Annotated in this window: 21 protein-coding genes and 6 pseudogenes; 11 read left to right on the top strand and 16 right to left on the bottom strand. The window is 52.1% G+C overall.

From position 1 onward, the window contains the following. The coding region (locus CS369_RS04900; RefSeq protein ID WP_196906220.1) for a transposase at window positions 1-248 on the bottom strand (248 nt) is incomplete at its 3' end. Between the two features lie 254 nt (window positions 249-502). On the opposite strand from CS369_RS04900, the gene galE reads away from it, so the two are divergent. From galE to gpmA, 9 genes and pseudogenes are all read left to right on the top strand, one after another. Next, window positions 503-1,519: a UDP-glucose 4-epimerase GalE gene (gene galE, locus CS369_RS04895; protein WP_196906219.1), complete on the top strand. Its 1,017-nt coding sequence runs from the start codon at window positions 503-505 to the stop codon at window positions 1,517-1,519. 19 nt (window positions 1,520-1,538) lie between these two features. After that, a pseudogene (gene galM, locus CS369_RS04890) lies at window positions 1,539-2,583 on the top strand (galactose-1-epimerase). A gap of 139 nt (window positions 2,584-2,722) precedes the next feature. Further along, window positions 2,723-3,133 carry a hypothetical protein gene (locus tag CS369_RS04885; RefSeq protein ID WP_196906218.1) on the top strand — a complete coding sequence of 137 codons (411 nt, stop codon included), beginning with the start codon at window positions 2,723-2,725 and terminating at the stop codon, window positions 3,131-3,133. Window positions 3,134-3,197: 64 nt separating this feature from the next. Further along, window positions 3,198-3,599 carry a copper-binding protein gene (locus CS369_RS04880; RefSeq protein ID WP_196906217.1) on the top strand — a complete coding sequence of 134 codons (402 nt, stop codon included), beginning with the start codon at window positions 3,198-3,200 and terminating at the stop codon, window positions 3,597-3,599. 123 nt (window positions 3,600-3,722) lie between these two features. Then, window positions 3,723-4,115, top strand: a complete 393-nt coding sequence (locus CS369_RS23020; RefSeq protein ID WP_244664774.1) for a hypothetical protein — start codon at window positions 3,723-3,725, stop codon at window positions 4,113-4,115. Continuing rightward, window positions 4,037-4,819: a TolC family protein gene (locus CS369_RS04875; RefSeq protein WP_244664773.1), complete on the top strand. Its 783-nt coding sequence runs from the start codon at window positions 4,037-4,039 to the stop codon at window positions 4,817-4,819. Before CS369_RS23020 ends, CS369_RS04875 begins: the two co-directional genes overlap by 79 nt. Then, window positions 4,816-6,349, top strand: a pseudogene (locus CS369_RS04870) (efflux RND transporter periplasmic adaptor subunit). Before CS369_RS04875 ends, CS369_RS04870 begins: the two are co-directional and overlap by 4 nt. Then, window positions 6,346-9,465 (top strand): annotated as a pseudogene (locus CS369_RS04865) (efflux RND transporter permease subunit). The pseudogenes CS369_RS04870 and CS369_RS04865 overlap by 4 nt, the downstream one beginning before the upstream one ends. A gap of 209 nt (window positions 9,466-9,674) precedes the next feature. Beyond that, window positions 9,675-10,427, top strand: coding sequence for a 2,3-diphosphoglycerate-dependent phosphoglycerate mutase (gene gpmA, locus CS369_RS04860; protein WP_196906216.1), 753 nt, complete (start codon window positions 9,675-9,677; stop codon window positions 10,425-10,427). 316 nt (window positions 10,428-10,743) lie between these two features. Here gpmA and CS369_RS04855 read toward each other — a convergent pair whose 3' ends face one another. The 5 genes from CS369_RS04855 to CS369_RS04835 all read right to left on the bottom strand — a co-directional run bounded on the left by CS369_RS04855 (window position 10,744) and on the right by CS369_RS04835 (window position 14,967). Then, window positions 10,744-11,124, bottom strand: a complete 381-nt coding sequence (locus tag CS369_RS04855; RefSeq protein WP_196906215.1) for an FkbM family methyltransferase — start codon at window positions 11,122-11,124, stop codon at window positions 10,744-10,746. Between the two features lie 6 nt (window positions 11,125-11,130). Beyond that, on the bottom strand, window positions 11,131-11,811 hold the full coding sequence (locus CS369_RS04850) for a hypothetical protein (protein WP_196906214.1): 681 nt from the start codon (window positions 11,809-11,811) through the stop codon (window positions 11,131-11,133). Window positions 11,812-12,084: 273 nt separating this feature from the next. After that, a complete protein-coding gene (gene aroG, locus CS369_RS04845) occupies window positions 12,085-13,140 on the bottom strand; it encodes a 3-deoxy-7-phosphoheptulonate synthase AroG (RefSeq protein WP_196906228.1) in 1,056 nt (351 codons plus the stop codon). Between the two features lie 213 nt (window positions 13,141-13,353). Further along, window positions 13,354-14,082, bottom strand: a complete 729-nt coding sequence (gene pnuC, locus CS369_RS04840) for a nicotinamide riboside transporter PnuC (protein ID WP_196906213.1) — start codon at window positions 14,080-14,082, stop codon at window positions 13,354-13,356. A 168-nt stretch (window positions 14,083-14,250) separates the two neighbouring features. Continuing rightward, window positions 14,251-14,967 (bottom strand): DUF554 domain-containing protein, encoded by a 717-nt coding sequence (locus CS369_RS04835; RefSeq protein WP_196906212.1) that lies wholly within the window; start codon window positions 14,965-14,967, stop codon window positions 14,251-14,253. A 271-nt stretch (window positions 14,968-15,238) separates the two neighbouring features. On the opposite strand from CS369_RS04835, the pseudogene CS369_RS04830 reads away from it, so the two are divergent. Continuing rightward, a pseudogene (locus tag CS369_RS04830) lies at window positions 15,239-16,029 on the top strand (SDR family oxidoreductase). Between the two features lie 48 nt (window positions 16,030-16,077). On the opposite strand, the gene CS369_RS04825 reads toward CS369_RS04830, so the two are convergent. The 3 genes and pseudogenes from CS369_RS04825 to CS369_RS04815 form a co-directional block, all read right to left on the bottom strand. Continuing rightward, complete coding sequence (locus tag CS369_RS04825) at window positions 16,078-16,509, bottom strand: helix-turn-helix domain-containing protein (RefSeq protein WP_196906211.1); 432 nt, start codon at window positions 16,507-16,509, stop codon at window positions 16,078-16,080. A 98-nt stretch (window positions 16,510-16,607) separates the two neighbouring features. Beyond that, window positions 16,608-17,195, bottom strand: coding sequence for a TetR/AcrR family transcriptional regulator (locus tag CS369_RS04820; protein ID WP_196906210.1), 588 nt, complete (start codon window positions 17,193-17,195; stop codon window positions 16,608-16,610). Window positions 17,196-17,403: 208 nt separating this feature from the next. After that, window positions 17,404-18,422 (bottom strand): annotated as a pseudogene (locus CS369_RS04815) (aldo/keto reductase). A 108-nt stretch (window positions 18,423-18,530) separates the two neighbouring features. Between CS369_RS04815 and CS369_RS04810 the strand changes: the two are divergent. After that, window positions 18,531-19,328 carry an SDR family oxidoreductase gene (locus tag CS369_RS04810; RefSeq protein WP_196906209.1) on the top strand — a complete coding sequence of 266 codons (798 nt, stop codon included), beginning with the start codon at window positions 18,531-18,533 and terminating at the stop codon, window positions 19,326-19,328. Window positions 19,329-19,633: 305 nt separating this feature from the next. Here CS369_RS04810 and cpoB read toward each other — a convergent pair whose 3' ends face one another. The 7 genes and pseudogenes from cpoB to ybgC form a co-directional block, all read right to left on the bottom strand. Beyond that, window positions 19,634-20,425 (bottom strand): cell division protein CpoB, encoded by a 792-nt coding sequence (gene cpoB, locus CS369_RS04805; protein ID WP_196906208.1) that lies wholly within the window; start codon window positions 20,423-20,425, stop codon window positions 19,634-19,636. A 9-nt stretch (window positions 20,426-20,434) separates the two neighbouring features. After that, window positions 20,435-20,941, bottom strand: coding sequence for a peptidoglycan-associated lipoprotein Pal (gene pal, locus CS369_RS04800; RefSeq protein ID WP_196906207.1), 507 nt, complete (start codon window positions 20,939-20,941; stop codon window positions 20,435-20,437). Window positions 20,942-20,972: 31 nt separating this feature from the next. Next, a complete protein-coding gene (tolB, locus tag CS369_RS04795; protein ID WP_196906206.1) occupies window positions 20,973-22,265 on the bottom strand; it encodes a Tol-Pal system beta propeller repeat protein TolB in 1,293 nt (430 codons plus the stop codon). 151 nt (window positions 22,266-22,416) lie between these two features. Beyond that, window positions 22,417-23,472 (bottom strand): cell envelope integrity protein TolA, encoded by a 1,056-nt coding sequence (gene tolA / locus CS369_RS04790; protein WP_196906205.1) that lies wholly within the window; start codon window positions 23,470-23,472, stop codon window positions 22,417-22,419. A 77-nt stretch (window positions 23,473-23,549) separates the two neighbouring features. Further along, window positions 23,550-23,972: a colicin uptake protein TolR gene (gene tolR, locus CS369_RS04785; protein WP_196906204.1), complete on the bottom strand. Its 423-nt coding sequence runs from the start codon at window positions 23,970-23,972 to the stop codon at window positions 23,550-23,552. A 12-nt stretch (window positions 23,973-23,984) separates the two neighbouring features. Beyond that, entirely contained in the window at window positions 23,985-24,668 is a 684-nt protein-coding gene (gene tolQ, locus CS369_RS04780) for a Tol-Pal system protein TolQ (RefSeq protein WP_196906203.1), read from the bottom strand. Next, window positions 24,665-25,068, bottom strand: a pseudogene (ybgC, locus tag CS369_RS04775) (tol-pal system-associated acyl-CoA thioesterase). The gene tolQ and the pseudogene ybgC overlap by 4 nt, the downstream one beginning before the upstream one ends. Between the last annotated feature and the right edge of the window lie 116 nt (window positions 25,069-25,184).

Genomic DNA, 25,184 nt, shown 5'->3' with positions numbered 1-25,184 from the left:
ACGTCTTTGAGTGCCCGGCATTCCAGACTCAGATCGGCAAACATCTGTTTCAATCGTCGGTTTTTGTCTTCAAGATCTTTCATCTTTTTGATATCAGACGTTTCCATACCCCCAAACTTTGCTTTCCAGTTGTAGTACGAGGCTTCAGATATTCCCGCTTCGCGGCAAACGTCTTTGACGGTACGTCCAGCTTCAACAGACTTCAAAACAGCGATGATCTGGTGTTCGGTAAATCGGGCTTTACGCATGGCGATCTCCTCAACGGGACATAATCAGTATGTCAGAAGATCTCTAAAAGTGAATGGTTCGGTTTACCGGATACTTACAATACCACGCTGTTATGACGCCAATATTTGATGGATTTTTCAGGTGTGAAACGGATTATTTTTCTCGGCAAGATTGATGAAAAACTTCATAATTTCAGCGAATATCTTCGTTGCAGATCACCTTTTCCCCCCACAGGCTATGCTAGTTTTATTCAACATTGGTCATCGAGGTTCTTATGAATGTTTTAGTGACAGGTGGTAGCGGTTACATCGGCAGCCATACCTGTGTTCAGCTTTTAGAAGCCGGGCATCAACCTATTATTCTGGACAACCTGTGCAACAGTAAAGCCAGCGTGGTGGAAACCCTTACCCGTCTCACCGGCAAGGCAGTGCCCTTTTATCAAGGTGATATTCGCGATAGCGTTTTATTAGACCGTATTTTCGCCACTGAAAATATCGATGCCGTGATCCATTTTGCTGCGCTAAAAGCGGTCGCAGAATCCGTCAGCAAGCCTGTTGAATACTATGACAATAACATCTATGGCACCCTGACGCTGGTTAAAGCCATGGAAAAAGCGGGCGTTAAAAACCTGATTTTCAGTTCCTCTGCAACGGTCTATGGCGATCAGCCACGTATCCCTTATCAGGAAAGCTTTCCCACCGGTATGCCCGCCAGCCCTTACGGGCGCAGCAAGTTGATCGTGGAGCAGATCCTTACAGACTTACAGAAAGCGCATCCGGAGTGGAGCATTGCCTTATTACGCTATTTCAACCCGGTTGGGGCAGACCCTTCAGGAGAGATGGGCGAAGATCCGCAAGGCATCCCTAACAATTTGATGCCCTTTATCGCGCAAGTCGCCGTTGGTCGCCGAGAATCGCTGTCTGTCTTCGGTAATGACTACCCGACGGAAGATGGCACCTGCGTCAGAGATTACATCCATGTGGTCGATCTGGCCGACGGTCACGTGGCAGCAATGAAAGCACTGCATCAACGCCCGGGAGTACATATTTACAACCTGGGGGCTGGTGTCGGCTACAGTGTATTGAACGTCGTGCAAGCATTTAGTCGGGCATGCGGTAAACCGCTACCCTATCACTTCGCCCCGCGCCGCGAGGGCGATCTTCCCGCCTATTGGGCCGATCCGGAAAAAGCGGCCAATGAACTCCATTGGCGCGTTACCCGGACGTTAGCGCAAATGGCGGAGGATACCTGGCGCTGGCAATCCAAACATCCCAATGGCTATCCCGACTAATACCCTGAGGAGCAGGTGTATGCTGAACGAAAAAAGTGCTGAAATGGCCCCCGATGGCCAGCCTTTTACCCTGACTACGCTACAAAACCGTGCAAGAATGCGCTTTATGTTGATGGATTGGGGCGCAACCTGGCTTTCTTGTCAGGTCCCTCTGCCGGAGGGAGAAGTGCGTGAAGTACTGCTCGGCTGCACGACACCTGCGGATTATCCGCGCCAACAGGCCTATCTTGGCGCGTCTATCGGGCGCTATGCCAACCGCATCGATCACGCCCGTTTACAGCGTAACGGCGCAACCTACACACTGACACCCAATCAGGGCCAACACCAGTTGCACGGTGGACCCGATGGGTTTCACGCGCGTCGCTGGCGCATTGTGCAGCAGGATGCTACGCAAGTAACGTACGTGCTGGTCTCGCCAGATGGCGATCAGGGCTACACGGGGCAAGTAACCGCACAGGCACGCTATCGGTTAACCGAGCACAATCCGCTGGAAATTGAGTATTCCGTGCTGACAGAAAAAACCTGCCCGATATGCCTGACTAACCACGCCTATTTCAATCTGGATGGACATACCAGCGATGTGCGTCACCACCGTTTACAACTGTTCGCCGATCATTATTTGCCCGTGAACAATGAGGGGATCCCCGTTGACGGCCTTGCTCTGGTAAACCACACGGGTCTGGATTTCCGCCAGCCTAAAACGCTATTGCAGGATTTTTTGCACGACGCCGATCAGAAAGCGGTCAGCGGCTACGACCACGCTTATCTGCTGCATCGGACCTGCGGCTCCAGCGAATGCCCGGCGGCAAACATGTGGTCTGCGGATGAGAAAGTGATGATGAGCGTCTTCACCAGCGCTCCAGCCTTGCTGGCTTTACAGTGGGAACTTTCTCGCAGGAACCCCTGCCCGAGAAGGCACTCTGTATGACAACTTCGCCGGGGTGGCGCTGGAAAGTGAATTTTTGCCAGACAGCCCAAATCATCCGGACTGGCCACAGCCAGACTGTTGGCTGAAACCCGGTAAGCAGTACTGCTCGCTGACAAGTTATCAATTCTTTACATAACGCCACCGAGACAGACTGGGCACGCTTTTGCACGGTAAATTTATGTCAAGAGCGTGCGCTGCAAACAATTCACGCTTTCGCTTACGCAAAATTTATTGTTATATATAGGGCTATTCGACTACTCCGTAGGAAACTCCGCATGTTTGGGTTGCCTTTCAGACAATTACCGCAACGCAAGCGCCGTCTATTGGCGTTTGGTGTGGTCGTCTGTTGGCTAATGCTTAATACCCAACTGGCGTTGGCAGCTCATCTGTGTGATGTCCAACCGGTGATCCAAACCACCCAAGTGGTCAGTCACCACGGCATGAACATGACGCAGCCCTCTCACCACGCCTCAGTCATGGTGAAAGCGCCACTGTGTGATAAACACTGCACACCGGATACTGCGCAAAAGACCGTCTCGCCGCTGCACCTGGATGCGATGGTGCATGATACGGGCACGTTGCTCGTGTTGGCGAATGATACCAACATTCCTGACCAACACACGTGGTTAACCCCACCGCGAACCGGGCCACCGGCTGAGATCGTATACTGCCGTTTCAGAGAATAAATCCAGATAAAACAACATATTGATTTTCTATCATCTGTTATGTTTTATTCTGGAGATATTTATTATGCGTACGTTACTGACTGCCATTGCAACTGCCGCCCCTGCTTTTTCCGAAACATCGCCTGTCGCCGCACACGATCACAATGCCATGAATCATGGCTCGATGGATCATAGCTCGATGAACCAAGGTGCCATGATGACCATGGATCACAGCAACATGAACCATGGCACTCAACCCACCAGCGCCGCGACGGTGTATCAAGGCACAGGAGTGGTAAAAGCCTGGTCTGACACCAGCGTCACCTTCGCCCACCAACCGATTCCCGCACTTAACTGGCTCGCCATGACCATGCGTTTTGGCCTCAGTGCCTACAAGGGCAGCCCGCTAAGCGTCGGACAAACGGTGAACTTCACCTTTATCCAAAGCGCCTCCGGCTACGATCTGATTTCAGCATCCGCTAACTGATTCGAGGTCGATATGTTGACGCTTCGTCTACAGCAGGCGGGTTGTGCCCTGCCATGGATTTTTGGCTGCGCGATATTTACGGCTCAGGCCGCAACGCTCGATTAAACCCTGGCGGATTCCGCCATGCAGCTACCCGATCCCAAACTGAAAGTTGGGATTGAGAACTTTCCGGTCAGTGGGGCCAATGCGCATCGCTTCACCCGTGCTGACATGACCATGCAACGTGTCGGCATCATGCAGGATTATGTCAGCAGCACGAAACGCGAACGCAAATCAGATGCCATTCGCGCTGAGGCGCGTAAAGCGGAGGCTAATCAGGACGTGATTCGCGCCGGGTTGCAACGAGAAGCTTCGCTGGCCTGGTTCGAGCTGGCGCTGGAGCAACATGCACAGGAAGCCATTGAACGCCTGCTGAGCGACACACAGCGCAGCTTAGCATGCAAAAAGCCGGGGTCGCGAGTGGCAGCAACAGCGCGAGCAGCGTTTTGGCACTGCAACTCACTGTCAATGAAATGAAAAATCAATTGGATAACGCCAAACGTGACGTGGAGGTGGCGCGTTCTCGGCTTAAGCAATTGACAGGGAAGGACATTACGCGCGTCAGCGGAGATTTCCCTGTCATCACCCGTCTTCCCGCCAGTCAGAGTGCCTTGATTGATGCCATCAAACAGCACCCCGAAATCATTCAGGCCGCGCGCGAAGCGGATGCCGCCAAGGCAAAATCAGCGCAGTCCGCCGTTGCCGCCATCCCTGATGTCGGAGTGGAAGTGTACTACGGCAAGCGGGCCGATGGATTAGAGGATATGGGCGGCGTAATGCTAACGGTCGATCTGCCCTTATTCAAATCACGGCGGCAGGATAAAGATTACGCGGCCGATCTCTCCCGAACCTATGAAGCCAACGATCAGTTGACCTTACTAACGCGTGCGCACCAGGCCGCGCTAGATGCGCTTATCGCACAGTATCAGGCAGCGAAATCTATCTACGATCGTCAGGCCAATGAAGTGATCCCGCTGCAACGCTCACGGCTCAAATTGCTGGATGCAGAATATCGCACCGGCAGCAGCGGACTGGCAGAAAACCTTGATGCCAGACGCGCTCTGGTAAACAGCGAAATTGAACAGATCAACGCGCAAAAAGCGCTCTCTGCCAGTTGGGCCGCTATTCGTTATTTGATCCCTCAGGATACAAAGCTACTACCGCAGGATACAAAACAATAAAACCGATCGTTACGTTAAGCGTCGCTATTGCCGTTGCTGCTGCGCTCGCCGTGGAATACCAACTGGGTGCCTCCTCCGGTCACAGCGGAAACCCGGTTGCCAGCACAGCAACGACTGCGCCACAAGAAACACAAAGAAAAGTGCTCTATTGGTATGATCCGATGACCCCAGGGCAGCGCTTTGATAAACCGGGTAAGTCGCCCTTTATGGACATGGATCTGGTGCCACGCTACGCGGATGAAACCCAGGATGACGGCGGCATAACCATCAGCGCACGCCAACAGCAAAATTTGGGCGTGAAAACAGCGCAGGCAGCGCAGCGTACGTTAGATCTACAACTGACAGCCTTTGGTACTGTCGCCACGGATGAACGTGGTATTGAAACCCTGTCAGCGCGAGCAAACGGGCTGGTCGAAAAACTGTATGTGAAAGCACCGCAGCAGTTCATTCAGCGTAACGATCCTCTGGCACAACTGTGGATGCCACAGTGGTCGGCAGCACAGCAGGAATACCTCGCCATTCGCCAGTGGGGCGATGCGTCTCTGGTTGCCGCCGCACGCGAACGTCTGCAATTGCAGTTTATGCCGGAAGAGATCGTCAAGGCCGTAGAGCGTTCGGGAAAACCGCAAACCCGCATCACGCTGCGTGCACCCGCACAAGGTTATATCAACAAGCTAGACGTGCGTGAAGGCGCGCAGGTCAACGCCGCACAATCCCTGTTTGAATTGGCAACGCTCGACCCAGTATGGATTGTGGTGGATTACCCGGAAAGCCAGGCCAGCCTGCTGTCACGTGGCAGTGACATCAGCGCCATCATGGACAGTTGGCCGGGGAAAACCTTTCATGGCAAGGTTGATGAGCTGTTGCCCAATCTGGAATCCTCAACGCGCACGCTGAAGGCCAGGCTGACACTGGAAAACCCGGAGCATTTGCTCAAACCCGGTATGATCCTCAACGTGACACTGACGCATCCCGTCACTACGCCCCCTGTGGTTGCCATTCCCGACGAAGCGCTTATCACCACCGGCACCCACAATCGGGTGCTGTTGGCAGACGGTAACGGTCACTTCACGCCGGTTGAGGTGAAAACAGGCCGTAGCCAAAATGGTTGGGTAGAAATCACACACAGCCTTGAAGCGGGCCAGTCTGTGGTTACGTCCGGCTAATTCCTGATCGATTCTGAAGCAAGTCTAAAAAGCGCACTGCCGCAAATGGCAGGCGATAAACCACAACAGGATACCCCAGCGACCAGTTACCTCCCCCACCTACAAAGCGGAAGGGAAAATCGAGGCGATAGACGGCGACGCGATTACGATTTCGCACGGCCCGGTTGCCGCGCTGAACTGGGGCCCGATGACCATGGACTTTGTTGCCTCTGCTGAACTGCGTCCTTCTTTAACCATTGGTCAGCACGTCAGCTTCACCTTTGTGCTGCCAGAAAAGGGGGTGCAGTTAGTGAGTGTCACTCCTGTTTCTAACAGCAATGCCAACCAAGGCAATGCCCACCAACATGAAGGACATCAACAATGATTGCAGCCATTATTCGTTGGTCGCTGCGCAATCGGCTATTGGTGCTGCTGAGTGCCATGCTGATGGCTGCATGGGGATGGTGGGCAGTGCAGAAAGCGCCGCTTGATGCGTTACCTGACCTCTCTGATGTTCAGGTCATCATCAAAGTCGGCTACCCCGGTAAAGCGCCGCAAGTGGTGGAAGATCAGGTGACCTACCCGCTCACCACTACCATGCTCTCTGTACCCGGTGCCAAAACGGTACGCGGCTTCTCCATGTTCGGCGATTCTTACGTCTACGTGCTGTTTGAAGACGGCACCGATCCCTACTGGGCGCGCTCGCGCGTACTGGAGTATCTCAGCCAAGTGCAGTCAACGCTGCCACCTCAGGCAAAGGCCTCTCTTGGCCCGGATGCCACTGGCGTCGGTTGGGTGTATGAATATGCGCTAGTAGATAAAACCGGCCAGCACAGCCTTGGCGACCTGCGCGCCATCCAAGACTGGATCACCAAGTATGAGTTAAAGACCGTACCCAACGTATCGAAAGTCGCGAGCGTCGGCGGCATGGTTAAGCAGTACCAGATTGTGCTCAATCCAGACCGATTACGCACCCTAAACCTCTCCCACGAGATGGTGATGAGCGCGGTACAAAACGCGAATCAGGAAGGCGGCGGTTCTGTTGTCAAGCTAGGGGAAGCGGAGTACATGGTGCGCCCCTCTGGCTATCTCAAAACCATTGATGATTTTAACACGTGGTAATCGCCACCCGAGATGGCATCCCCATTATGCTGTCAGATGTCGCCACCCTGCGCATCGGTCCAGAAATGCGGCGCGGCATTGCTGAACTCAATGGTGAAGGTGAAGTCGCGGGCGGCATTATCGTGATGCGTTCAGGAAAAAATGCGCTGGAAACCATCGATGCAGTCAAGCTCAAGCTGAACGACACCAAACGCAGCCTGCCCGCAGGCGTGGAGATTATTCCGGTCTACGATCGTTCTCACCTGATTGAAAATGCCATTACAACGCTCACGCACAAATTGCTCGAAGAGTTTATTGTCGTTGCCCTAGTGTGTACTCTGTTTCTGTTCCACTTCCGTTCAGCGCTGGTCGCCATTGTGACACTGCCGCTGGGGATTCTCGGCGCGTTCATTGTCATGCACTATCAGGGGGTGAACGCTAACATCATGTCGTTGGGTGGCATCGCGATCGCCATCGGGGCCATGGTGGATGCGGCCATTGTGATGATAGAAAACATCCATAAGGTGCTGGAACAGTGGCGACATGAGCATCCAAACCAGCAACCCGCCTCTGATGACTATTGGAAGATTGCCGAAAAAGCCGCCGTCGAGGTTGGCCCGGCGCTCTTCTGTAGCTTGCTGATCATTACCCTATCGTTTATTCCGGTGTTTTCACTTGAAGCGCAGGAGGGGAAAATGTTTGCCCCGCTTGCCTTCACCAAAACCTACGCGATGGCGGTATCCTCAGGGTTGGGCATTACACTGGTGCCAGTGCTGATGGGTTACTTTATTCGCGGAAAAATTCCCGATGAACACGCCAACCCGCTCAACCGCTGGCTGATCCGTGCCTATGAGCTGCTGTTGGATCGCGTATTACAGTGGCCAAAAGTGACGCTGGCGGTAGCCGCGGCTCTGCTGATCGCCACGCTCTATCCACTTTCCCACTTGGGCAGCGAGTTTATGCCCGCATTGGATGAAGGCGATTTGCTCTATATGCCATCCACCCTGCCGGGAATTTCTGCGCGGGAAGCTGGACGGTTATTGCAACAAACCGACCGACTGATCAAAACCGTGCCGGAAGTCGACACGGTGTTCGGCAAAGCCGGTCGGGCAGAAACCGCCACCGACCCCGCACCGTTGACCATGATCGAAACCACGATACGCTTTAAGCCCAAAGATCAGTGGCGACCCGGCATGGCCATGGATAAGCTGGTCAGTGAACTCGACAGCATTGTGAAAGTACCGGGGATTGCCAATATCTGGGTACCACCCATCCGCAACCGGCTGGATATGCTGGCAACAGGGATCAAAAGCCCGGTAGGCATCAAAGTTAACGGCAGTAATATTGCGCAAATTGAAGCCGTGGCCGAACAGATTGAGCAGGTGGTGCGCGGCGTTACCTCTGCGTTGGCGGAGCGCCTGGCTGGTGGTCGCTATATCGATATTGATATCGATCGCGCCAAGGCGGCGCGTTATGGCGTGTCGGTCAAAGAGCTGCAATCCATCGTGTCTGTGTTGGTCGGAGGGGAAAATATTGGCGAAACCATTGAGGGGCGCGAACGTTATCCCATCAACCTGCGCTACCCACGCGAGATCCGCGATTCTCTGCAAAAACTCAAGAATTTGCCAGTGATTACCGTAAGCTGTGGGCAAATTTCGCTCTCGGAGCTGGCCGATATTCGTATCAGCGATGGGCCACCCATGCTGAAAAGCGAAAACGCGCGCCTTTCGGATTGGATCTACGTCGATATTCGCGGCCGCGATTTGAAATCTGTGGTGCAGGATATGCAGCGCGGTTGAACAACAGGTGAAATTACCGGAAGGCGTGTCGCTAAGCTGGTCTGGACAATTTGAGTATCTGGAGCGCGCGACGGCCAAACTCAAAGTGGTATTGCCGTTCACACTGCTGATTATCTTTATCCTGCTCTACGTGACGTTCAGCAAGGTGAAAGATGCGTTGTTAATCATGGGCACTCTTCCCTTCTCGCTGATTGGTGGCGTATGGTTGCTTTATCTGCTGGGCTATAACTTATCGGTTGCGGCGGCGGTGGGCTTTATCGCGCTTGCCGGGGTGGCGGCAGAGTTCGGCGTTATCATGGTGTTATACCTCAATCACGCTATTGAAAAACGTCAACAATCCGATGAGACACTGGCATTGCCCTTGCTGCGTGAAGCCATCCATGAAGGTGCTGTGTTACGTGTGCGCCCCAAAGTGATGACGGTCGCCACCATCATGGCCGGGCTATTGCACATCATGTGGGGCGGCGGTACGGGTGCTGAGGTGATGCAACGCATTGCCGCACAGATGGTGGGCGGTATGGTAACTGCCCCCCTGCTCTCGATGCTGGTGATCCCAGCGTTCTACCTGCTGACACACCGTAAGCGAGGCGATAGCGCCTGAGTGGCTATCCCGTAATGTCGGCCCATACTCAATTATTGGGCCGACAGGCCATTGCTGTGAGCTGAAACGAGCAAGCCATAACGTGATAATGAGCAAAGTTAATGCAGATAAATCAGGTTTATCGGTGACTATTGATTGCCGTTAATTGCAGCGCAGCAATATAATGAGACCAGTTATCACTGAAATCTTAGGAATGAAGGAGTTTAGCTATGGCTGTAACTAAGCTGGTACTGGTGAGACACGGTGAAAGCCAGTGGAACAATGAAAACCGCTTCACAGGCTGGTACGATATTGACCTGTCCGAAAAGGGCCGCTCAGAAGCCAAAGCCGCTGGTACATTGCTGAAAAATGAAGGTTTCTCTTTCGATTTCGCTTATACCTCTGTGCTGAAACGCGCCATTCACACGCTGTGGAACATCCTGGACGAGCTGGATCAGGCTTGGCTGCCGGTGGAAAAGAGCTGGAAACTGAACGAACGCCACTACGGCGCGTTGCAGGGTCTGAACAAAGCGGAAATCGCTGAAAAATATGGTGATGACCAGGTTAAACAATGGCGTCGTGGTTTTGCTATCACTCCGCCTGCGCTGACCCGTGAAGATGAGCGTTTCCCAGGCCACGATCCGCGTTACGCCTCTCTGACTGACGATGAGCTGCCGCAGACTGAAAGCCTGGCGCTGACCATCGAACGCGTTGTGCCGTTCTGGAACGAAACTATCCTGCCACGTATCAAGAGAGGTGAGCGCGTTATCATCGCTGCACACGGTAACTCCCTGCGTGCGCTGGTGAAATACCTGGACAACATGGGCGAAGACGAAATCCTTGAACTGAATATCCCGACGGGTGTGCCGTTGGTGTATGAGTTCGATGAAAACTTCAAGCCGATCAAACACTACTATCTGGGTGACGCTGACGAAATCGCAGCGAAAGCCGCTGCTGTTGCTAACCAAGGCAAAGCCAAGTAATTTCATCCCTACTGAAATAGCCAAAGTAGGGTGAATCAGAAAGATAAAAGGGGTTGTAATGCATAGCATTCAACCTCTTTTTATTTAACCTTCCGCATCCCCATGGCATTCTCAATCCAGTGATATTGGCTGGCCACTCGTACATTTTGAACAATGGCTACCAGCCAGGGAAAAGCCAAAAAAATTGTGCCGCCCAGCCAATTTCAGCCCGGTAAATTCCAGGTTGAAATTGACGTTATTACTTTTAGGCGCGCAGGCATAGCCAGATAAACCGCAGAGATTTGTAGAAAACTTAACGATTCTCGGCTGTTTTGAATCATGCCTCACTAATGCAGTACAAAACCGTCTCTTCTTGATGAATGGTGTAATGGCCTAACCGGAACCTATAGAAGGGGAATTCTGTTTGAATAAATGTTACCAGTTCAAAAAGATCGTTGGGCTTGTGGTAAAGAGAGACAGCTAGCTTTGGCTTGAATTGATGGATGGTTTCTTTCACACCACGTAGTGCTTCCAGTTCCGCCCCCTCGATATCCAGCTTAATGAAATCAACACGCTCAATTTCCCCCGCCTTCACCATATCATCAAGGGAAAGGAGCGGTACTTGCTGATTCTGGACAGAGAAGCCAGGAGCATAACCATTTAAAATGATAGGAGGGCAGACCACTTCATGGTCTGAAAGACCAGCAGGAACAATCACAACATTCTAATGCGGAAATTGTTTGGTATTATACTGCAATATTTCCTGGTGTGCTGCCACTGGGTCGAACGAGTAGACCCGGCCGTTAGCGCCCACTGCATTGGAAAAAACGGCTGCCGTATCGCCAAGACATGCACCACCATCTACAACGAAATCGCCACTCTCCGGTGCGATTCGAACACCGTCTTGCTCATAAAAATACTGACGTCGAAAGAGATAAGCTTCCAATCCCAGGCAGTCGATGACATATTTATTACCACCGTACTCGAAATCAAAATGTCTCAGCTTGCCAAACATACCTGATATAGCCAGCTTACTGACAGTACTTTTCTCAATACTGAGGTAATTTTCAAATTCTGCTTTTTTATTAGCGAACTCAACGGGGAGTCTGATGCTCAAGTGCCCAGCCATTCGATATGCGATCAAATGCAGATACAACAACCGCGACTGGTTATCTTCCAATAACTGATATGCATTAAATAAATTGACCCAGTTCCGGAAATACCAATCAAAATAGAAAACACGAGCATTGGTATCAAAATCCATAGAGTGGTCATGACCATCTATGTTGAATCGATCTGCGTCGAAATTATCAGTAAACGTATTGACTTTCAAATTTTGAACGGCAAGAGCAAGCACCAGCGGATAAAACTGTTTTAACATCTGTGTTAAATCAGAAGAAGCCATAATTTCACCCATAATATATGGAATTATGAAAAAATAATGTTCCACTCTAACAGAAGAACTGCATTTATCAATGAAGTGATAAGAACAAGAATTGGTACATAACTCTCTCGATAACTGGCTACAGCGTACTGGCGCTTAAAATATAAGCGAACAGAAGTTTCTATTACCCTCATGAAAGCGAGGTTTTCCTGCAAGAGGAGCGAATGACTATTGTCAAATATCCTCGGCAGAGACCGAGGATGAGCGGAGAGAAATGACGAAAAGCGTTAGCTATCAACCCACACGACGTTGCTTAACCGCCGCAGCTAATTGACGCAACAGCACTTCAGTATCTTCCCAACCGATACACGCATCTGTCACACTGCGGCCATAAACCAGCGGCTCACCGCTTTCCAGGCTCTGGTTGCCTTCCACCAGATGGCTTTCCATCATCACACCCGTGATAGCACGTTCACCGCCAGCTATCTGCGCGCACACATCAGCGCCCACGTCCATCTGCTTCTTGAACTGTTTGCTGCTGTTGGCATGACTGAAATCGATCATCACCTGCGGGCGTAGTCCGGCTTTTTCCAGCCCATCCTTCACGGCGCTGACGTGCTCGGCGCTGTAATTCGGTGCTTTTCCGCCACGCAAAATAATGTGGCAATCGTTGTTGCCACTGGTGTTGACGATGGCAGAATGACCCCATTTGGTCACCGATAGGAAGCAGTGTGGCGCACTTGCGGCGTTAATGGCATCGATCGCCGCTTTAATCGTACCATCGGTGCCGTTTTTGAAACCAACCGGGCAAGAGAGACCGGAAGCCAATTCGCGGTGTACCTGAGATTCCGTAGTGCGTGCGCCGATGGCACCCCAGCTCATCAGATCTGCCAGATACTGTGGCGATATCATGTCCAGAAACTCACCCGCAGCAGGTAACCCGCTATCGTTGATTTCCACCAGCAGTTGACGGGCAATACGCAATCCATCGTTAATCTGGAAGCTGTTATCCATGTGCGGATCGTTAATCAGTCCTTTCCAACCCACGGTGGTGCGAGGTTTCTCGAAATAGACACGCATCACGACTTCCAACTCGTCGCTTAACTCGTTGCGCAGCGTGAGCAAACGGGCGGCGTATTCTTTTGCAGCCTTGGTATCGTGAATCGAGCATGGGCCAATCACCACCAGCAAACGATCGTCAGTACCATGCAGAATCTTGTGAATTGCCGAGCGGGTAAATGAGACCGTTTCTGCCGCACGTGCGGTAGCCGGAAATTTCTCCAGCAGCGCTACAGGAGGTAACAACTCTTTGATCTCTTTAATTCTTAAGTCATCATTTTGGTAATTCATCATTCATCCATCGATTCTTGCGCAGAACATGCCACATCTTGCCAATAGGAAACGGTTGCAGGGCGATTACCCTGGCGTTTAAAAACGGAACTGTTCATATTGCAGCGCACAAATGATAAGTCAAGCGTATGGCGTACCGACAACAACATCGCGTAATTTTACGCGATAAAATGCTGTTAGCTTACCGCTATGCCGCGTTTTCCAACGCGCACTTTACGCTCTGCGCTGTAGGTACGATGGCATTGGACGCTGGCGCGCTTCCTTGATCCACAACCAGGTGCCGTTGAGGGCGATACCGGTCAGGATCAGGTATTCCAACGCCATAACATAAACACCCTGATAGGTGAAGATCACCACGCTGATAATGTTAACCACGACCCACAGAATCCAGTTCTCCACATACTTACGCGTCATCAGAACCATCGCTATCATGGAGAGCACCATCATGCTAGAATCCCAGAAGGGAAACGCATCCGGCTGCAATGTCGGCATGGTCACCTGCCCCCCCATGCTCTGCATCACGGTCACCGCGACGCCAGTCATCGCGGCAAACACCGCATCGATGTAGACGGTTATTAATCCAATCGTGAGTACACCCAGCGCTGACCAGGCAAGCAATCTGGGGAGTGGCAGCCAGCGTATTTTCAAGGCGATATCCTGCTGTTCCGTGCGCCGCGTCCAGGCATACCAACCATAAACATTGGCAAAAAAGAAAAAGATTTGCAGCAGCAGGCTGGCATAAAGCTGAATCTGGAAAAAAATAGCGGCAAACAGTGAGACGTTTATCAATCCAAACAGGTAATTGATGGTTTTTTCCAGGCTGGCAAGCCAGATACAGAGCAGGCTGCACAGTGCGCCAATGGCTTCAATCCAGGAAAGATCGTACCCTCCCGCACCGAACGGGATATGAATCAAAATGTTGCTGGTACTGAAAAAGTCCATCTTGCGACCCCATGTTTATCGTCTAAATGAGGAAATCCTGCTTCTACCAGACTCCCAAACGGGGCATATGGTAGCAGTCGGTTAGCAAGAAGGCACTTAGTGTTTTACATACTAAACAAATAATGGGTAATTCGTTTAATTACTCTCTTTTGTTTAGCACACATAAAACTAACCGAACCAGCGATGCCAATAAATCGACAGCGGGATGATAAACAGCAGCGCAGGCAAGAAATTCACCACAGCGAACATTTTTATCTGTGCGATGCGCAACCCTACCGCCATCATGATAATGCAGCCACAAGCTGCAAAATCCCCCATGGTGATGTCATTCATAAACGGCATGATCAATTGCGCGGAAAAAAACAAGAGCACCTGAACCAGAAATTGCGGCACGGCGATTGAAATCACTGCCGCGCCGAGCGTAATGGAAAAAATCAGCGCGGTAAACACATCCAGCGCCGATTTGATAATCAGCAGTTGATAGTCACCCGTCAGCCCTTCCATCAGCGCGCCAACCACCCCCGTGCCGCTGGCACAGAAAAGCACGATTAAGGCAGTGAAATTCTGTGTATACACGTCCGTCGGCAGTTTGTGCCGTGGCGGCGGTAGAACACGGCTTAATACCCATTGGATCCAGATGCCTCCAAGTTGTATACCGTGCTCCAATCGCAACAGTTCACCCAATGCCACCCCTAGCACCACCGCCAGTGCGACCGCCGGCAATTGGTGCACTTTGATAACCAAGGTTATCCCCATCGCAATGGAGATCATGGCAAATGCAGGGGGAAGACCATCGCGCAGGCGCTGGGGAATAAAACGGCTCAGGGAAATACCCAGTACGCCGCCAATAATAATGGCGGAACCGTTAATCAGATGACCGATCATAATACTCCTTACACCCACATCGGCGTGTTACAGACAACGAGACTTTAGTGGGTTTGCCCCGGCAATCACGGCGGGCAGAAAAATACAAAAAACCTACTATACTCCCACCAGACTCCGGCAGGATGCAATATCAGGTATAAGTCAATCAATCACGCTCAGGTGAGTCAGCAGGATTGTAGCACTTACATTTACGTAAGTACTTACTAAAAGTTATTTAAGGCCTTATAGTGAGTTCCACATCAATCACGCCATCCGGCGAAGGAGTAAGATAATGACGATTGCCGTAACAGGAGCCACCGGCCAACTAGGCCAGTTAGTTATCGCCAAACTCAAAGAAAAAACGGCGGGTAGTAATATTATCGCGCTGGTACGCAGCCAGCCACGCTCGAAGCCGCCTTATCCGGTATAGAAACCTTGCTGCTAATTTCTGGTAATGAAATTGGCCAGCGTGCGGTACAGCACGCCAATGTTATCGCTGCGGCGAAAAAGAGCGGCGTAAAGCGCATTGTGTATACCAGCTTGTTGCACGCGGACACTTCGCCGCTCAATCTGGCACCAGAGCATGCTGATACGGAAAAAACCCTGAAAGCGTCCGGCATTGATTACACTATACTGCGCAATGGCTGGTACACCGAAAACTATACCGGTTCTATCGCTCCAGCGCTGGCTAACTGAGCCTTCTATGGCAGCGCCGGATAGGGGAAAATTGCCTCTGCCGCGCGTGAAGATTTTGCACAAGCCGCCGTCGTAGTGCTTACACAGCAAGGTCACAGTGGGAAAACCTATGAATTAGCCGGCGATGAACCTTATACACTGGCGCAACTGGCTGCTGAAGTCGCCAAGCAAAGCGGCAAGCCGATTCCCTATAAAGATATTCCCGAAGCTGATTACGCCGCAGCACTAAAAGGCGCCGGCCTGCCGGAAGGGTTCGCCGCCGCTATCGCATCGTGGGATGTGGGTGCGTCACAAGGTGGATTATATGAAGCGTCACATCAACTCTCCGCGCTGATTGGCTGCCCTACTACGCCGCTGTCCGTGTCGGTGGCATTAAAAGCGCTCTGATGTCACTCGTCCTGCCTTCTCGGCAGGACTGTTTGTGTAAACGACCGGCTATTCCAACGGGTTTTTCGCTGACTTCGGCGTCTGTTCCTGCAAAATGGCCGGTAAATTGACTTCTATCCAATCAGCCAGATCGCTTACCTTTTCCGCCGCTTCGCGCCCTAAGGGCGTCAGGGTGTACTCCACGTGAGGGGGAACGGTGTTATAAACGTGTCGATGCACCATGCCATCGACTTCCAGCCATTGCAGCGTTTGTGACAGCATCCGCTCGCTGATGCCCTCAATGCTGCGTCGTAATGCGCTAAAGCGCTGTGTACCCGGCAGTAACACAATCATCACCAACACACCCCAACGGCTGGTGAGATGCTTAAGCACCTCGCGTGAAGGGCAGTTTGCCGCCAAGACATCACCGCGATCGAGTTTCTCCGAGAGGGTGAGGGTTTGCCGATCGATATCGGCTTGTGGCACAGGAGATGTGGTCATTAAGCGCTTACCTGGGTGTTCGTACTAACTAAAAGTAATTGAATGCTACGCCAGTCTCTCCCCAAACGTCAATCTGACCAGAATCGGTTCAGATGCGTTTATACTGCATCACCGATCAATGCGTTTTTGACCGACAAAAGAAACTCATCCGACAATGCATCTCCGGCAGTAGCCCGCGCCAGTGTCAACGCCCCCAACAGTAGGGATAATTGCACCAACACGTGCTGTCTGCACTGTTCAGCATCCTGGATATCGGAAACAGACGCCAACCTTTCCAGCATTGCCTTAACGCCATCAATATAGACGTCGCGCACCGGTTTAGCTTCCCCCTCGCGGGCAACATCGCTGGCTAGCGCGGTTATTGGGCATCCATCCTTCGCCGCGTCGCGGTGTGTTGTGGAAAGATAGGCCTCCACCAACGTGCGAAGATCATCATGGTGGTGTGACTGATGCCTGACCTCCCGCCAGCGGGAGTCGGAGTCATCAAGCGCCTTACGGCTGGCAATCGCGGCCAGTTCATCCTTAGAGGAAAAATGCCCATAAAAACCACCGTGCGTTAATCCCGCTTCCGCCATCAGATCGTTCACACTGACCCCATTCAGACCGCGTTCACGAAAAAGCTGCGAGGAAACCTGAATAATCGCCTCTCGATTACGCGCCATCTGCTGTTTTGATACACGGGCCATGATGTTCTCCTTTTCAGTCAGGCATCATCTTAGGTGATGGAAAAATAAGACTCAATATACCCGTCATACTTCAAGTTGCAGGTGTGTTGGCTGCGTTCGCTCACCCGAATCACTTACCTGAGTAAGCTCATCGGGATTCACTCACTTGCCGCCTTCCTGCAACTCGAATTATTTAGGGTATAGATGATGCCTTTCATCAATAACCCGATCAGGCGCGTGGTGACCACGGCGTGTTATAGTGAGTGCCCTCACCGCCTTGCGCCCGAGGCCGCGTACCGGCAATCTGCTCATGTGGTGTACCCAAAGCGATTGCACTGACCTCATCCAACCGTGCGGCTTGCTCGTCGCTCAACGTGATATCCAAAGCCAGTAGCGTGTCGTTCAGTTGCGCCAGTGTGCGCGAACCTAGAATAGGAATCAGGCTGGTGCTGGAACGAGCCGCTTTATAGTGCAGCCAGGCGATGGCAACCTGTACCGGGATCGCGTTCAATTCTTGAGCAATGGCAAAGGCCGTATCCAACAAGGCGGTATCCTGCTCGACATGTATCAATCTTCCGCCAAACCCCTTCAGCCTCCCTTCTGCGCTTTGGCGGTATTTCCCCGTCAGAAGCCCCCCTCCCAGCGGTGACCACGGCGTAATCGCCAGCCCCAGCGCTTCTGCCATGGGCAGCAATTCCCGCTCTGCGGTGCGTTGTACCAGGCTGTATTCCACCTGAACGCCAGCAATACGAGACCAGCCCCGCAGCTCTGCTAGGGTGTCAACACGAGCAATGTGCCACGCAGGGAAGTTGGATAATCCGGCATACTGTATTTTCCCGCTCGGATAAGATCGTCGAAAGCACGAACGATCTCTTCGATAGGCGTCAGTTGATCGTCGAAGTGGGCCCACAGTAGATCAATACGATCGGTGCGCAGCCGTTTGAGGCTGTTTTCAACCGATAACATCATATTTTTACGGCTGTTACCGGTGCGAGAGGTACCTGCATTGGGCAAAGCGCTCAGGGTGTATTTTGTTGCTACGACGAAATGATCGCGATCAGCAGCGATAAACTCACCGACCATTTGTTCAGATTCGCCAAACTGGTAGGCATCCGCATAGCGATCGAAAACCTGTTTCGCTTGCTCTTTTTCAGAACCGTACCCCCACCCCGTGCCGAAGTTACCTGTGCCAAGCGCCAACTCAGAGACGCGTAAACCTGTGTTACGTCCAAACGTGGTGTATTGCATAAGGATGCCTCATTTAAATGTCGATTGACATTTAAAATATATATCATGCATCATCTATAATGCAAGCATGATATTCATCCTCTATTTATCAGACACGAGAGCACATTTATGAACACAGACCTTTCCGTTCTCATCACCGGTGCCTCATCTGGCATTGGCGCAACCTATGCTGAACGTTTCGCCCGTCGCGGACACAACCTGGTGTTGGTCGCCCGCGATCGTGTGCGCCTGGAAACCTTAGTCACCCGACTGCGGCAAGAGTATGGCGTTACCGTCGATATTCTACCCGCCGACCTCACCCAACCAGACGACCTCGCCGCCGTCGAAGCGCGACTGCGCGATGATGACCGCATCGGGATTCTGGTAAACAACGCCGGTATGAGTATCGCGGGTAGCTTTGTGGAACAGACAACCGACGGTATAGCAAGGCTGGTCACACTCAACACTACCGCCCTCGTTCGCCTTGCCAGCGCGATCGCTCCGCGACTGACGACAGTTGGCACAGAAGCAATCATTAATCTTGGATCGGTGGTTGGATTAGCGCCGGAGTTCGGGTTAACCGTATACGGTGCCACCAAGGCATTTGTGCTGTTTTTGTCTCAGGGGCTTAGCCTCGAACTGTCTCCGAAAGGGGTCTATGTTCAGGCCGTGCTTCCCGCCGCTACGCGTACGGAAATCTGGGAGCGTTCCGGTACTGACATCAATACGCTCCCTGCCGTAATGGAAGTCGATGAATTAGTCGATGCGGCGCTAATCGGTTTCGATCGTCGGGAACCAGTGACGATCCCACCGCTGCATCACGTTGAACAGTGGGAAGCCTATCAGGCGGCACGCGGGGCAATGCTGTCAGGCTTTGCGCAACAGCATGCCGCTGAACTTTATCGGGCCGTTCCCCACGCGGAATAAGGCATAAAGAAAAGTCGTCATCCTCGGCGTAGGCCGGGGAGCTTTGGCAGGATAAACGTGTCTCGCTTCGCTCGGCTCGAACCTGCGACCAATTGATTAAAAGTCAACTGCTCTATCGACTGAGCTAACGACCCATCATGGTGCTACTTCGGCGTTTTCACCTTGCCTTGGCAACGGCGGCATATATTACTAACTTATCCGCTCAGTGCAACCTATTTTCCTGAAAAACGGTTCAACTGCTTAATCATCAAACGACAAAGCACAAAAATCGCTCATGGCGCGCAATTTTTGTGCCTGGAAAGGGGTTAGAGCCCAGTCAGCCGTTTTTGTGCCTGCTTGGCGCTTTCGGTATTAGGATATTGTTTGATGACCTGCTGGTAGACAGCCTTCGCTTTATCCGTCTGCCCCTTTTCCTGCATGATCACCCCAACCTTGAGTAAGGCTTCGGAGCTTTTAGGGGACTTCGGGTAATTCTTGACCACATTCGCAAAATAGTAAGCGGCGTCGTCTTTCTTACCTTTGTTGTAGTTCAACTGACCCAGCCAATAGTTGGCATTCGGCTGGTAAGTTGAATCAGGATATTTTTTGACAAATGCCTGAAAAGCGGCAATAGCCTGATCGTACTGCTTTTTCTTTAGCACCAATGCCGCAGCAGCGTTGTAGTCGCTGTTGGCATCACCGGTACTGGCCGGTGCAGCAGCCACGCCCGCACCATTGCTGGCGGGGCTGGAGGTAGACGCCCCCGTATCCGTTGCTGGCGCAGAAGACGCCGACGGCGTTGACGACGAGGAGCCCATGCTATCCATTTGCTGATAGATTTGCTTCTGGCGTTCAATAACCTGATTCAACTGGTACTGATTTTCCTGAATCTGCCCACGTAAACTGTCAATATCGCGCTGCGTATCAGAGAGCTGCTGCTGAAGTTGAGTTAATAGCTGGCTATGAGCGTTAGAAATACGCTCCATTTGGGTGACACGGTCTTCCACCGAGCCAGAGCCGACATTACTGATTGGCGCTTGGGCAGTAGCGGCCCAAGGGACCGCTACGCCAACCAATAACGGCAGACCCACGAGATGACGTCTGAAGTTACTGTTCATGCAATGCTCTTAGTATACCAGGACCGCACGACGGTTTTTGGACCATGCAGCTTCATCATGACCCAGAACCGCAGGTTTCTCTTTACCGTAAGAAACGATAGAGATCTGATCGGAAGAAACACCTTTGCCTTGCAGGTACATCTGAACAGCGTTAGCACGACGTTCACCCAGGGCGATGTTGTATTCCGGCGTACCGCGTTCATCCGCGTGACCTTCGATAGTCACTTTGTAGGACGGGTTGCTGCGCAGGAAGGAAGCGTGCGCGTCCAGCATCTGAGCGAAGTCAGAACGGATATCGTACTTGTCCAGACCGAAGTATACGATGTTGTTGCGTTGCAGTTCTTGCATTTGCAGGCAAGCCTGCTCAGAAGAAGACATATTGCCGTTTTCATAACCGCTGCCTGCAGTGCCAACGGTAGACTGGTCATTGCAGTCTTTCTTGTGTGAACTACATGCGGCGATAGACAGCACCGGCAGAGCCAACATCAGGCCTTTCAGTACTTTATTGAATTGCATCTCTTATGTCCTTTGAAAAAATTATTTATGTTTATAAATACGGCGACCAGGCAGGGAATTTAACCTGTCCATCAGTTGCCGGAAGACGCGCTTTGAAACGTCCGTCAGTAGACACCAGTTGCAGCACTGAGCCCAGCCCTTGTTTAGAGCTGTAAATCACCATCGTGCCGTTCGGTGCGATACTCGGCGTTTCGTCCAGATAAGTGCCCGTAATGACTTGAACGGCCCCCGTCACTAGATCTTGTGTAACAATATGCTGAGCGCCACCGTTGGAGCTCACCATCACTAGCATTTTGCCATCGTCACTGACTTCTGAGTCCTGATTCTGCGCACCTTCCCAGGTGATACGCTGCGGGGCCCCGCCATTGACGTTAATTTTGTAGACTTGCGGACGTCCAGCCTGATCCGAAGTATATGCCAAAGCTTGGCTGTCGGGGAACCAGGTTGGCTCAGTATTGTTGCTGCGACCATCCGTCACTTGACGGATCTGACCGGAGCCGATGTCCATGACATACAGGTTCAGGCTGCCGCTTTTGGAAAGTGCAAAGGCCAATTTGCTACCATCCGGGGAAAACGCCGGAGCACCGTTGTGACGCGGGAAAGACGCAACCTGGCGGATTGCACCATTGGCCAACGTTTGAATCACCAGCGCAGAACGACCGCTTTCAAAGGTAACGTATGCCACTTTGCTGCCATCCGGCGACCAGGCTGGTGACATCAGCGGTTCCGGAGAACGGTGCACTACAAACTGGTTGTAGCCATCGTAATCAGATACGCGCAGTTCGTAAGGGAACTGACCGCCGTTGGTCTGCACCACATAGGCGATACGGGTACGGAAGGCACCTTTGATACCGGTTAGCTTCTGGAACACTTCATCACTGGCAGTATGCGCGGCATAGCGCAGCCATTGCTTGGTGACTTTGAACTGGTTTTGCGCCAATACGCTGCCTGGGTTACCCGAGGTATCAACCAGTTGATAAGAGATCACGTAACTATCGTCCACACCGGGCTGAACCTGACCCACGATGACAGAGTCAATCCCCAGTGCCGTCCAGGCAGCAGGCGTGACTTCCGAGGCAGAACCCGGCTGCTGCGGCATACGGCTGGGATCGATCGGATTGAATTTACCGCTGTTGCGCAGATCCGCACCAACGATACCGCCAATATCTTCCGGCGCTGCACCACCGCCAGCCCACTTGAACGGAACCACTGCGATAGGACGTGCCGAGTCAACCCCTTGGGTAATCTCGATACGCACTTCGGCGTGCAGCGCTGTGACCCACAGCATTAAAAAACCTAGTGCAACTTTACATGCCTGCTTCATTTCATCTCCCTTATCCAGAGGTATCGCCTCGGATAAATTAGCAGAATTTTAACAAACCGGTATCACCAAAACACAATACCCGTGGGTGGTGCTATCATCCTTGTCCTAAAGGTGCCATGCGGCACCGTTAGCATCGTACTTCACGCCACGATTATTGCGGTTTGAAATCAATCGGTGCGTTTTTGAAAGCTTCATACACATCCGTGCTTGGCGGCTTCGGTATTCTTGCCTGCTTGGCTGCAGCAATCGCTGCCTGACACAGTGCCGGGTCGCCACTTTCCGCTTCAACGGAAACGAGCAGACCGTCCGGTGCCAGTTTGATGCGCAATGTACAGGTTTTACCCCGATAAAGCTGCCAGTCATAGAATTTACTCTGGATCGCCGCGCGCACCTGGCCGCCATAACTGTCCAGCGCGGCACCTGCTGGCGCACCGCCACCTGATTTAGGCGTGTTTTTCGACGACGCCAAACCACCGAGCAGATCGTCAACGGAATCAGACTGTGCAGCGGCTTCTGCGGAGGCTTTTTTATCCGCAGCAGCCTTGGCTTTTGCATCTGCTGCGGCTTTGGCTTTCGCATCAGCAGCCGCTTTCGCTTTGGCATCGGCTTCCGCTTTTGCCTTGGCGTCTGCTTCCGCCTTCGCTTCTGCGGCCTTCGCTTTAGCATCGGCTTCAGCTTTCGCCTTGGCTTCTGCATCCGCCTTGGCTTTCGCATCAGCTACCGCTTTGGCCTTCGCTTCTTCTTCAGCCTGCTTTTTCGCGGCAGCAGCAGCGGCTGCCTGTTTCTTCACTTCTTCTTCAGCTTTTTTCTTCGCGTCAGCGGCTGCTTTGGCTTGTTGTTCAGCTTCAGCTTTCGCCTTAGCGGCAGCGGCTTCCGCCTGCTTACGCTGCTCGGCCTGCTGCTTGGCGTCCTCTTGCGCTTGAAAGCGTTCTTTCTCAAGCTCTTTTAAACGCTGTTGCTCAGCAGCCTGCTTTTTACGCAACTGTTCCGCGCGTTTTGCATCACTCTGTTGTTGCTGCTGGCGGTTGTACTGCTCAACGACGGCATTGGGATCAACCATTACCGCATCGATTGCCGAGCCGCCACTGGCATCCATAGATGAGTGGAATGAGCTCCACACCAACAAAGCAATCAGTATGATGTGCAAAACGGCCGAGACAATAATGGCGCGTTTCAACTTATCAGGTTTTTCGGTGGCCTTTAGCACAAGCGGTTCCCAAATACTGTGTTGCCGTAATAAACGATTGCCAGAAAAAACATCACGCTTTGACTGCAACGCATTGATTATATAGGCTGAGTCATCAGACCTACTGATTTGACCCCAGCCTGGCGCAGCAAGTTCAGCGTTTTGATGATCTCATCATAAGGCACGTCTTTCGCACCCCCGATCAGAAACACCGACTTGGGGTTTTCAGCCATACGCGCCTGGGCTTCCGCCACAATCTGCTCAGCGGGAAGTTGTTCCATCCGCTTTTGTTCAATAACCAGACTGTACTGACCGACGCCAGACACTTCGACAATCACCGGCGGATTATCGTTGCTGGAGACGGTTTTGGAATCTGTCGCATCAGGCAAATCCACTTCCACGCTCTGTGTGATGATGGGGGTCGTTGCCATGAATATCAGCAACAACACCAGCAGCACGTCCAGCAATGGAACAATGTTAATTTCGGATTTTAGATCCCGGCGACCACGTGAACGAGCCATGCTGCCTCCTGATTACTTACTACTTTCAGTGAAGGCCTGACGATGCAGGACAGCGATGAACTCTTCCATGAAGTTGTCGTAGTTCTGCTCCAGTTTATTCACACGCTGATTCAGGCGGTTATAGGCCATTACCGCCGGGATCGCCGCAAACAGACCAATGGCGGTCGCAATCAGTGCTTCGGCAATACCCGGAGCAACCATTTGCAACGTGGCCTGCTTAACCGCCCCCAACGCGATAAAAGCGTGCATGATCCCCCATACCGTACCGAACAGGCCGATATACGGACTGATAGAGCCGACAGTACCCAAAAACGTGATGTGGGTTTCCAGCATTTCCAGTTCGCGGTTCAGGGAAATGCGCATGGCACGAGAAGCGCCCTCTACCACCGCCTCTGGCGCATGGCTGTTAGCCCGATGCAAGCGGGCAAATTCTTTGAAGCCGGAATAGAAGATCTGCTCTGAACCTGCCAGCGAATCGCGGCGCGTCTGGCTTTCCTGATACAGTCGGGAGAGTTCAATGCCTGACCAGAATTTATCTTCAAAGGCTTCAGCTTCACGCGTGGCGTTGTTCAAAATACGCGTGCGTTGGATGATGATCGCCCAAGAGGCGATAGAAAAACCAATCAAAACCAGCATGATAAGTTTCACTAAAAGACTGGCTTTCAGGAACAAATCAAGGATATTCATGTCAGTCACTGCTTAAACTCCGCGACAATAGACTTAGGAAGCGCGATGGGCTTCATGTGATGTGGATCGATACAAGCGATCAATACGTCGGCCTGACTCAACAGATCGCCGTGAGAATTGAGAATACGCTGAGCAAACGTGAGAGAAGCACCGCGTATCACTGTGATTTCACTCTCTACGTTCAATAAATCATCCAGACGCGCCGGAGAAAAATACTGGACCGCCATACGGCGCACAGCGAAAGCCACATGCTCTTCCAGCAAGGCGAACTGATGAAAGCCGTGCTGGCGTAACATTTCTGTCCGCGCACGCTCATAGAAGGCGATATAACGGGCGTGTACACCACGCCACCGGCGTCTGTGTCTTCATAGTAGACACGTACAGGCCAACGAAACAACGTATTGCTCACTCTACATCCCGGTAATACAACGAAACACCGCTACTATACGCAAGAGAAATGAGGTTTGGAATGGGTTGTTTATAGGGAAATAAAATAATTATGGGTTGCAAGCAACCCATAACCAA

The organism is Candidatus Symbiopectobacterium sp. 'North America', from assembly GCF_015762685.1.
Lineage (GTDB): Bacteria > Pseudomonadota > Gammaproteobacteria > Enterobacterales > Enterobacteriaceae > Symbiopectobacterium.
This window is presented reverse-complemented; position numbering and strand designations above follow the sequence as displayed.

Coding starts and splice junctions, on each gene's coding strand:
- galE (WP_196906219.1), top strand. CDS start 503: ATGAATGTTTTAGTGACAGGTGGTAGCGGTTACATCGGCAGCCATACC.
- CS369_RS04885 (WP_196906218.1), top strand. CDS start 2,723: ATGTTTGGGTTGCCTTTCAGACAATTACCGCAACGCAAGCGCCGTCTA.
- CS369_RS04880 (WP_196906217.1), top strand. CDS start 3,198: ATGCGTACGTTACTGACTGCCATTGCAACTGCCGCCCCTGCTTTTTCC.
- CS369_RS23020 (WP_244664774.1), top strand. CDS start 3,723: ATGCAGCTACCCGATCCCAAACTGAAAGTTGGGATTGAGAACTTTCCG.
- CS369_RS04875 (WP_244664773.1), top strand. CDS start 4,037: ATGCAAAAAGCCGGGGTCGCGAGTGGCAGCAACAGCGCGAGCAGCGTT.
- gpmA (WP_196906216.1), top strand. CDS start 9,675: ATGGCTGTAACTAAGCTGGTACTGGTGAGACACGGTGAAAGCCAGTGG.
- CS369_RS04850 (WP_196906214.1), bottom strand. CDS start 11,811: ATGGCTTCTTCTGATTTAACACAGATGTTAAAACAGTTTTATCCGCTG.
- aroG (WP_196906228.1), bottom strand. CDS start 13,140: ATGAATTACCAAAATGATGACTTAAGAATTAAAGAGATCAAAGAGTTG.
- pnuC (WP_196906213.1), bottom strand. CDS start 14,082: ATGGACTTTTTCAGTACCAGCAACATTTTGATTCATATCCCGTTCGGT.
- CS369_RS04835 (WP_196906212.1), bottom strand. CDS start 14,967: ATGATCGGTCATCTGATTAACGGTTCCGCCATTATTATTGGCGGCGTA.
- CS369_RS04825 (WP_196906211.1), bottom strand. CDS start 16,509: ATGACCACATCTCCTGTGCCACAAGCCGATATCGATCGGCAAACCCTC.
- CS369_RS04820 (WP_196906210.1), bottom strand. CDS start 17,195: ATGGCCCGTGTATCAAAACAGCAGATGGCGCGTAATCGAGAGGCGATT.
- CS369_RS04810 (WP_196906209.1), top strand. CDS start 18,531: ATGAACACAGACCTTTCCGTTCTCATCACCGGTGCCTCATCTGGCATT.
- cpoB (WP_196906208.1), bottom strand. CDS start 20,425: ATGAACAGTAACTTCAGACGTCATCTCGTGGGTCTGCCGTTATTGGTT.
- pal (WP_196906207.1), bottom strand. CDS start 20,941: ATGCAATTCAATAAAGTACTGAAAGGCCTGATGTTGGCTCTGCCGGTG.
- tolB (WP_196906206.1), bottom strand. CDS start 22,265: ATGAAGCAGGCATGTAAAGTTGCACTAGGTTTTTTAATGCTGTGGGTC.
- tolR (WP_196906204.1), bottom strand. CDS start 23,972: ATGGCTCGTTCACGTGGTCGCCGGGATCTAAAATCCGAAATTAACATT.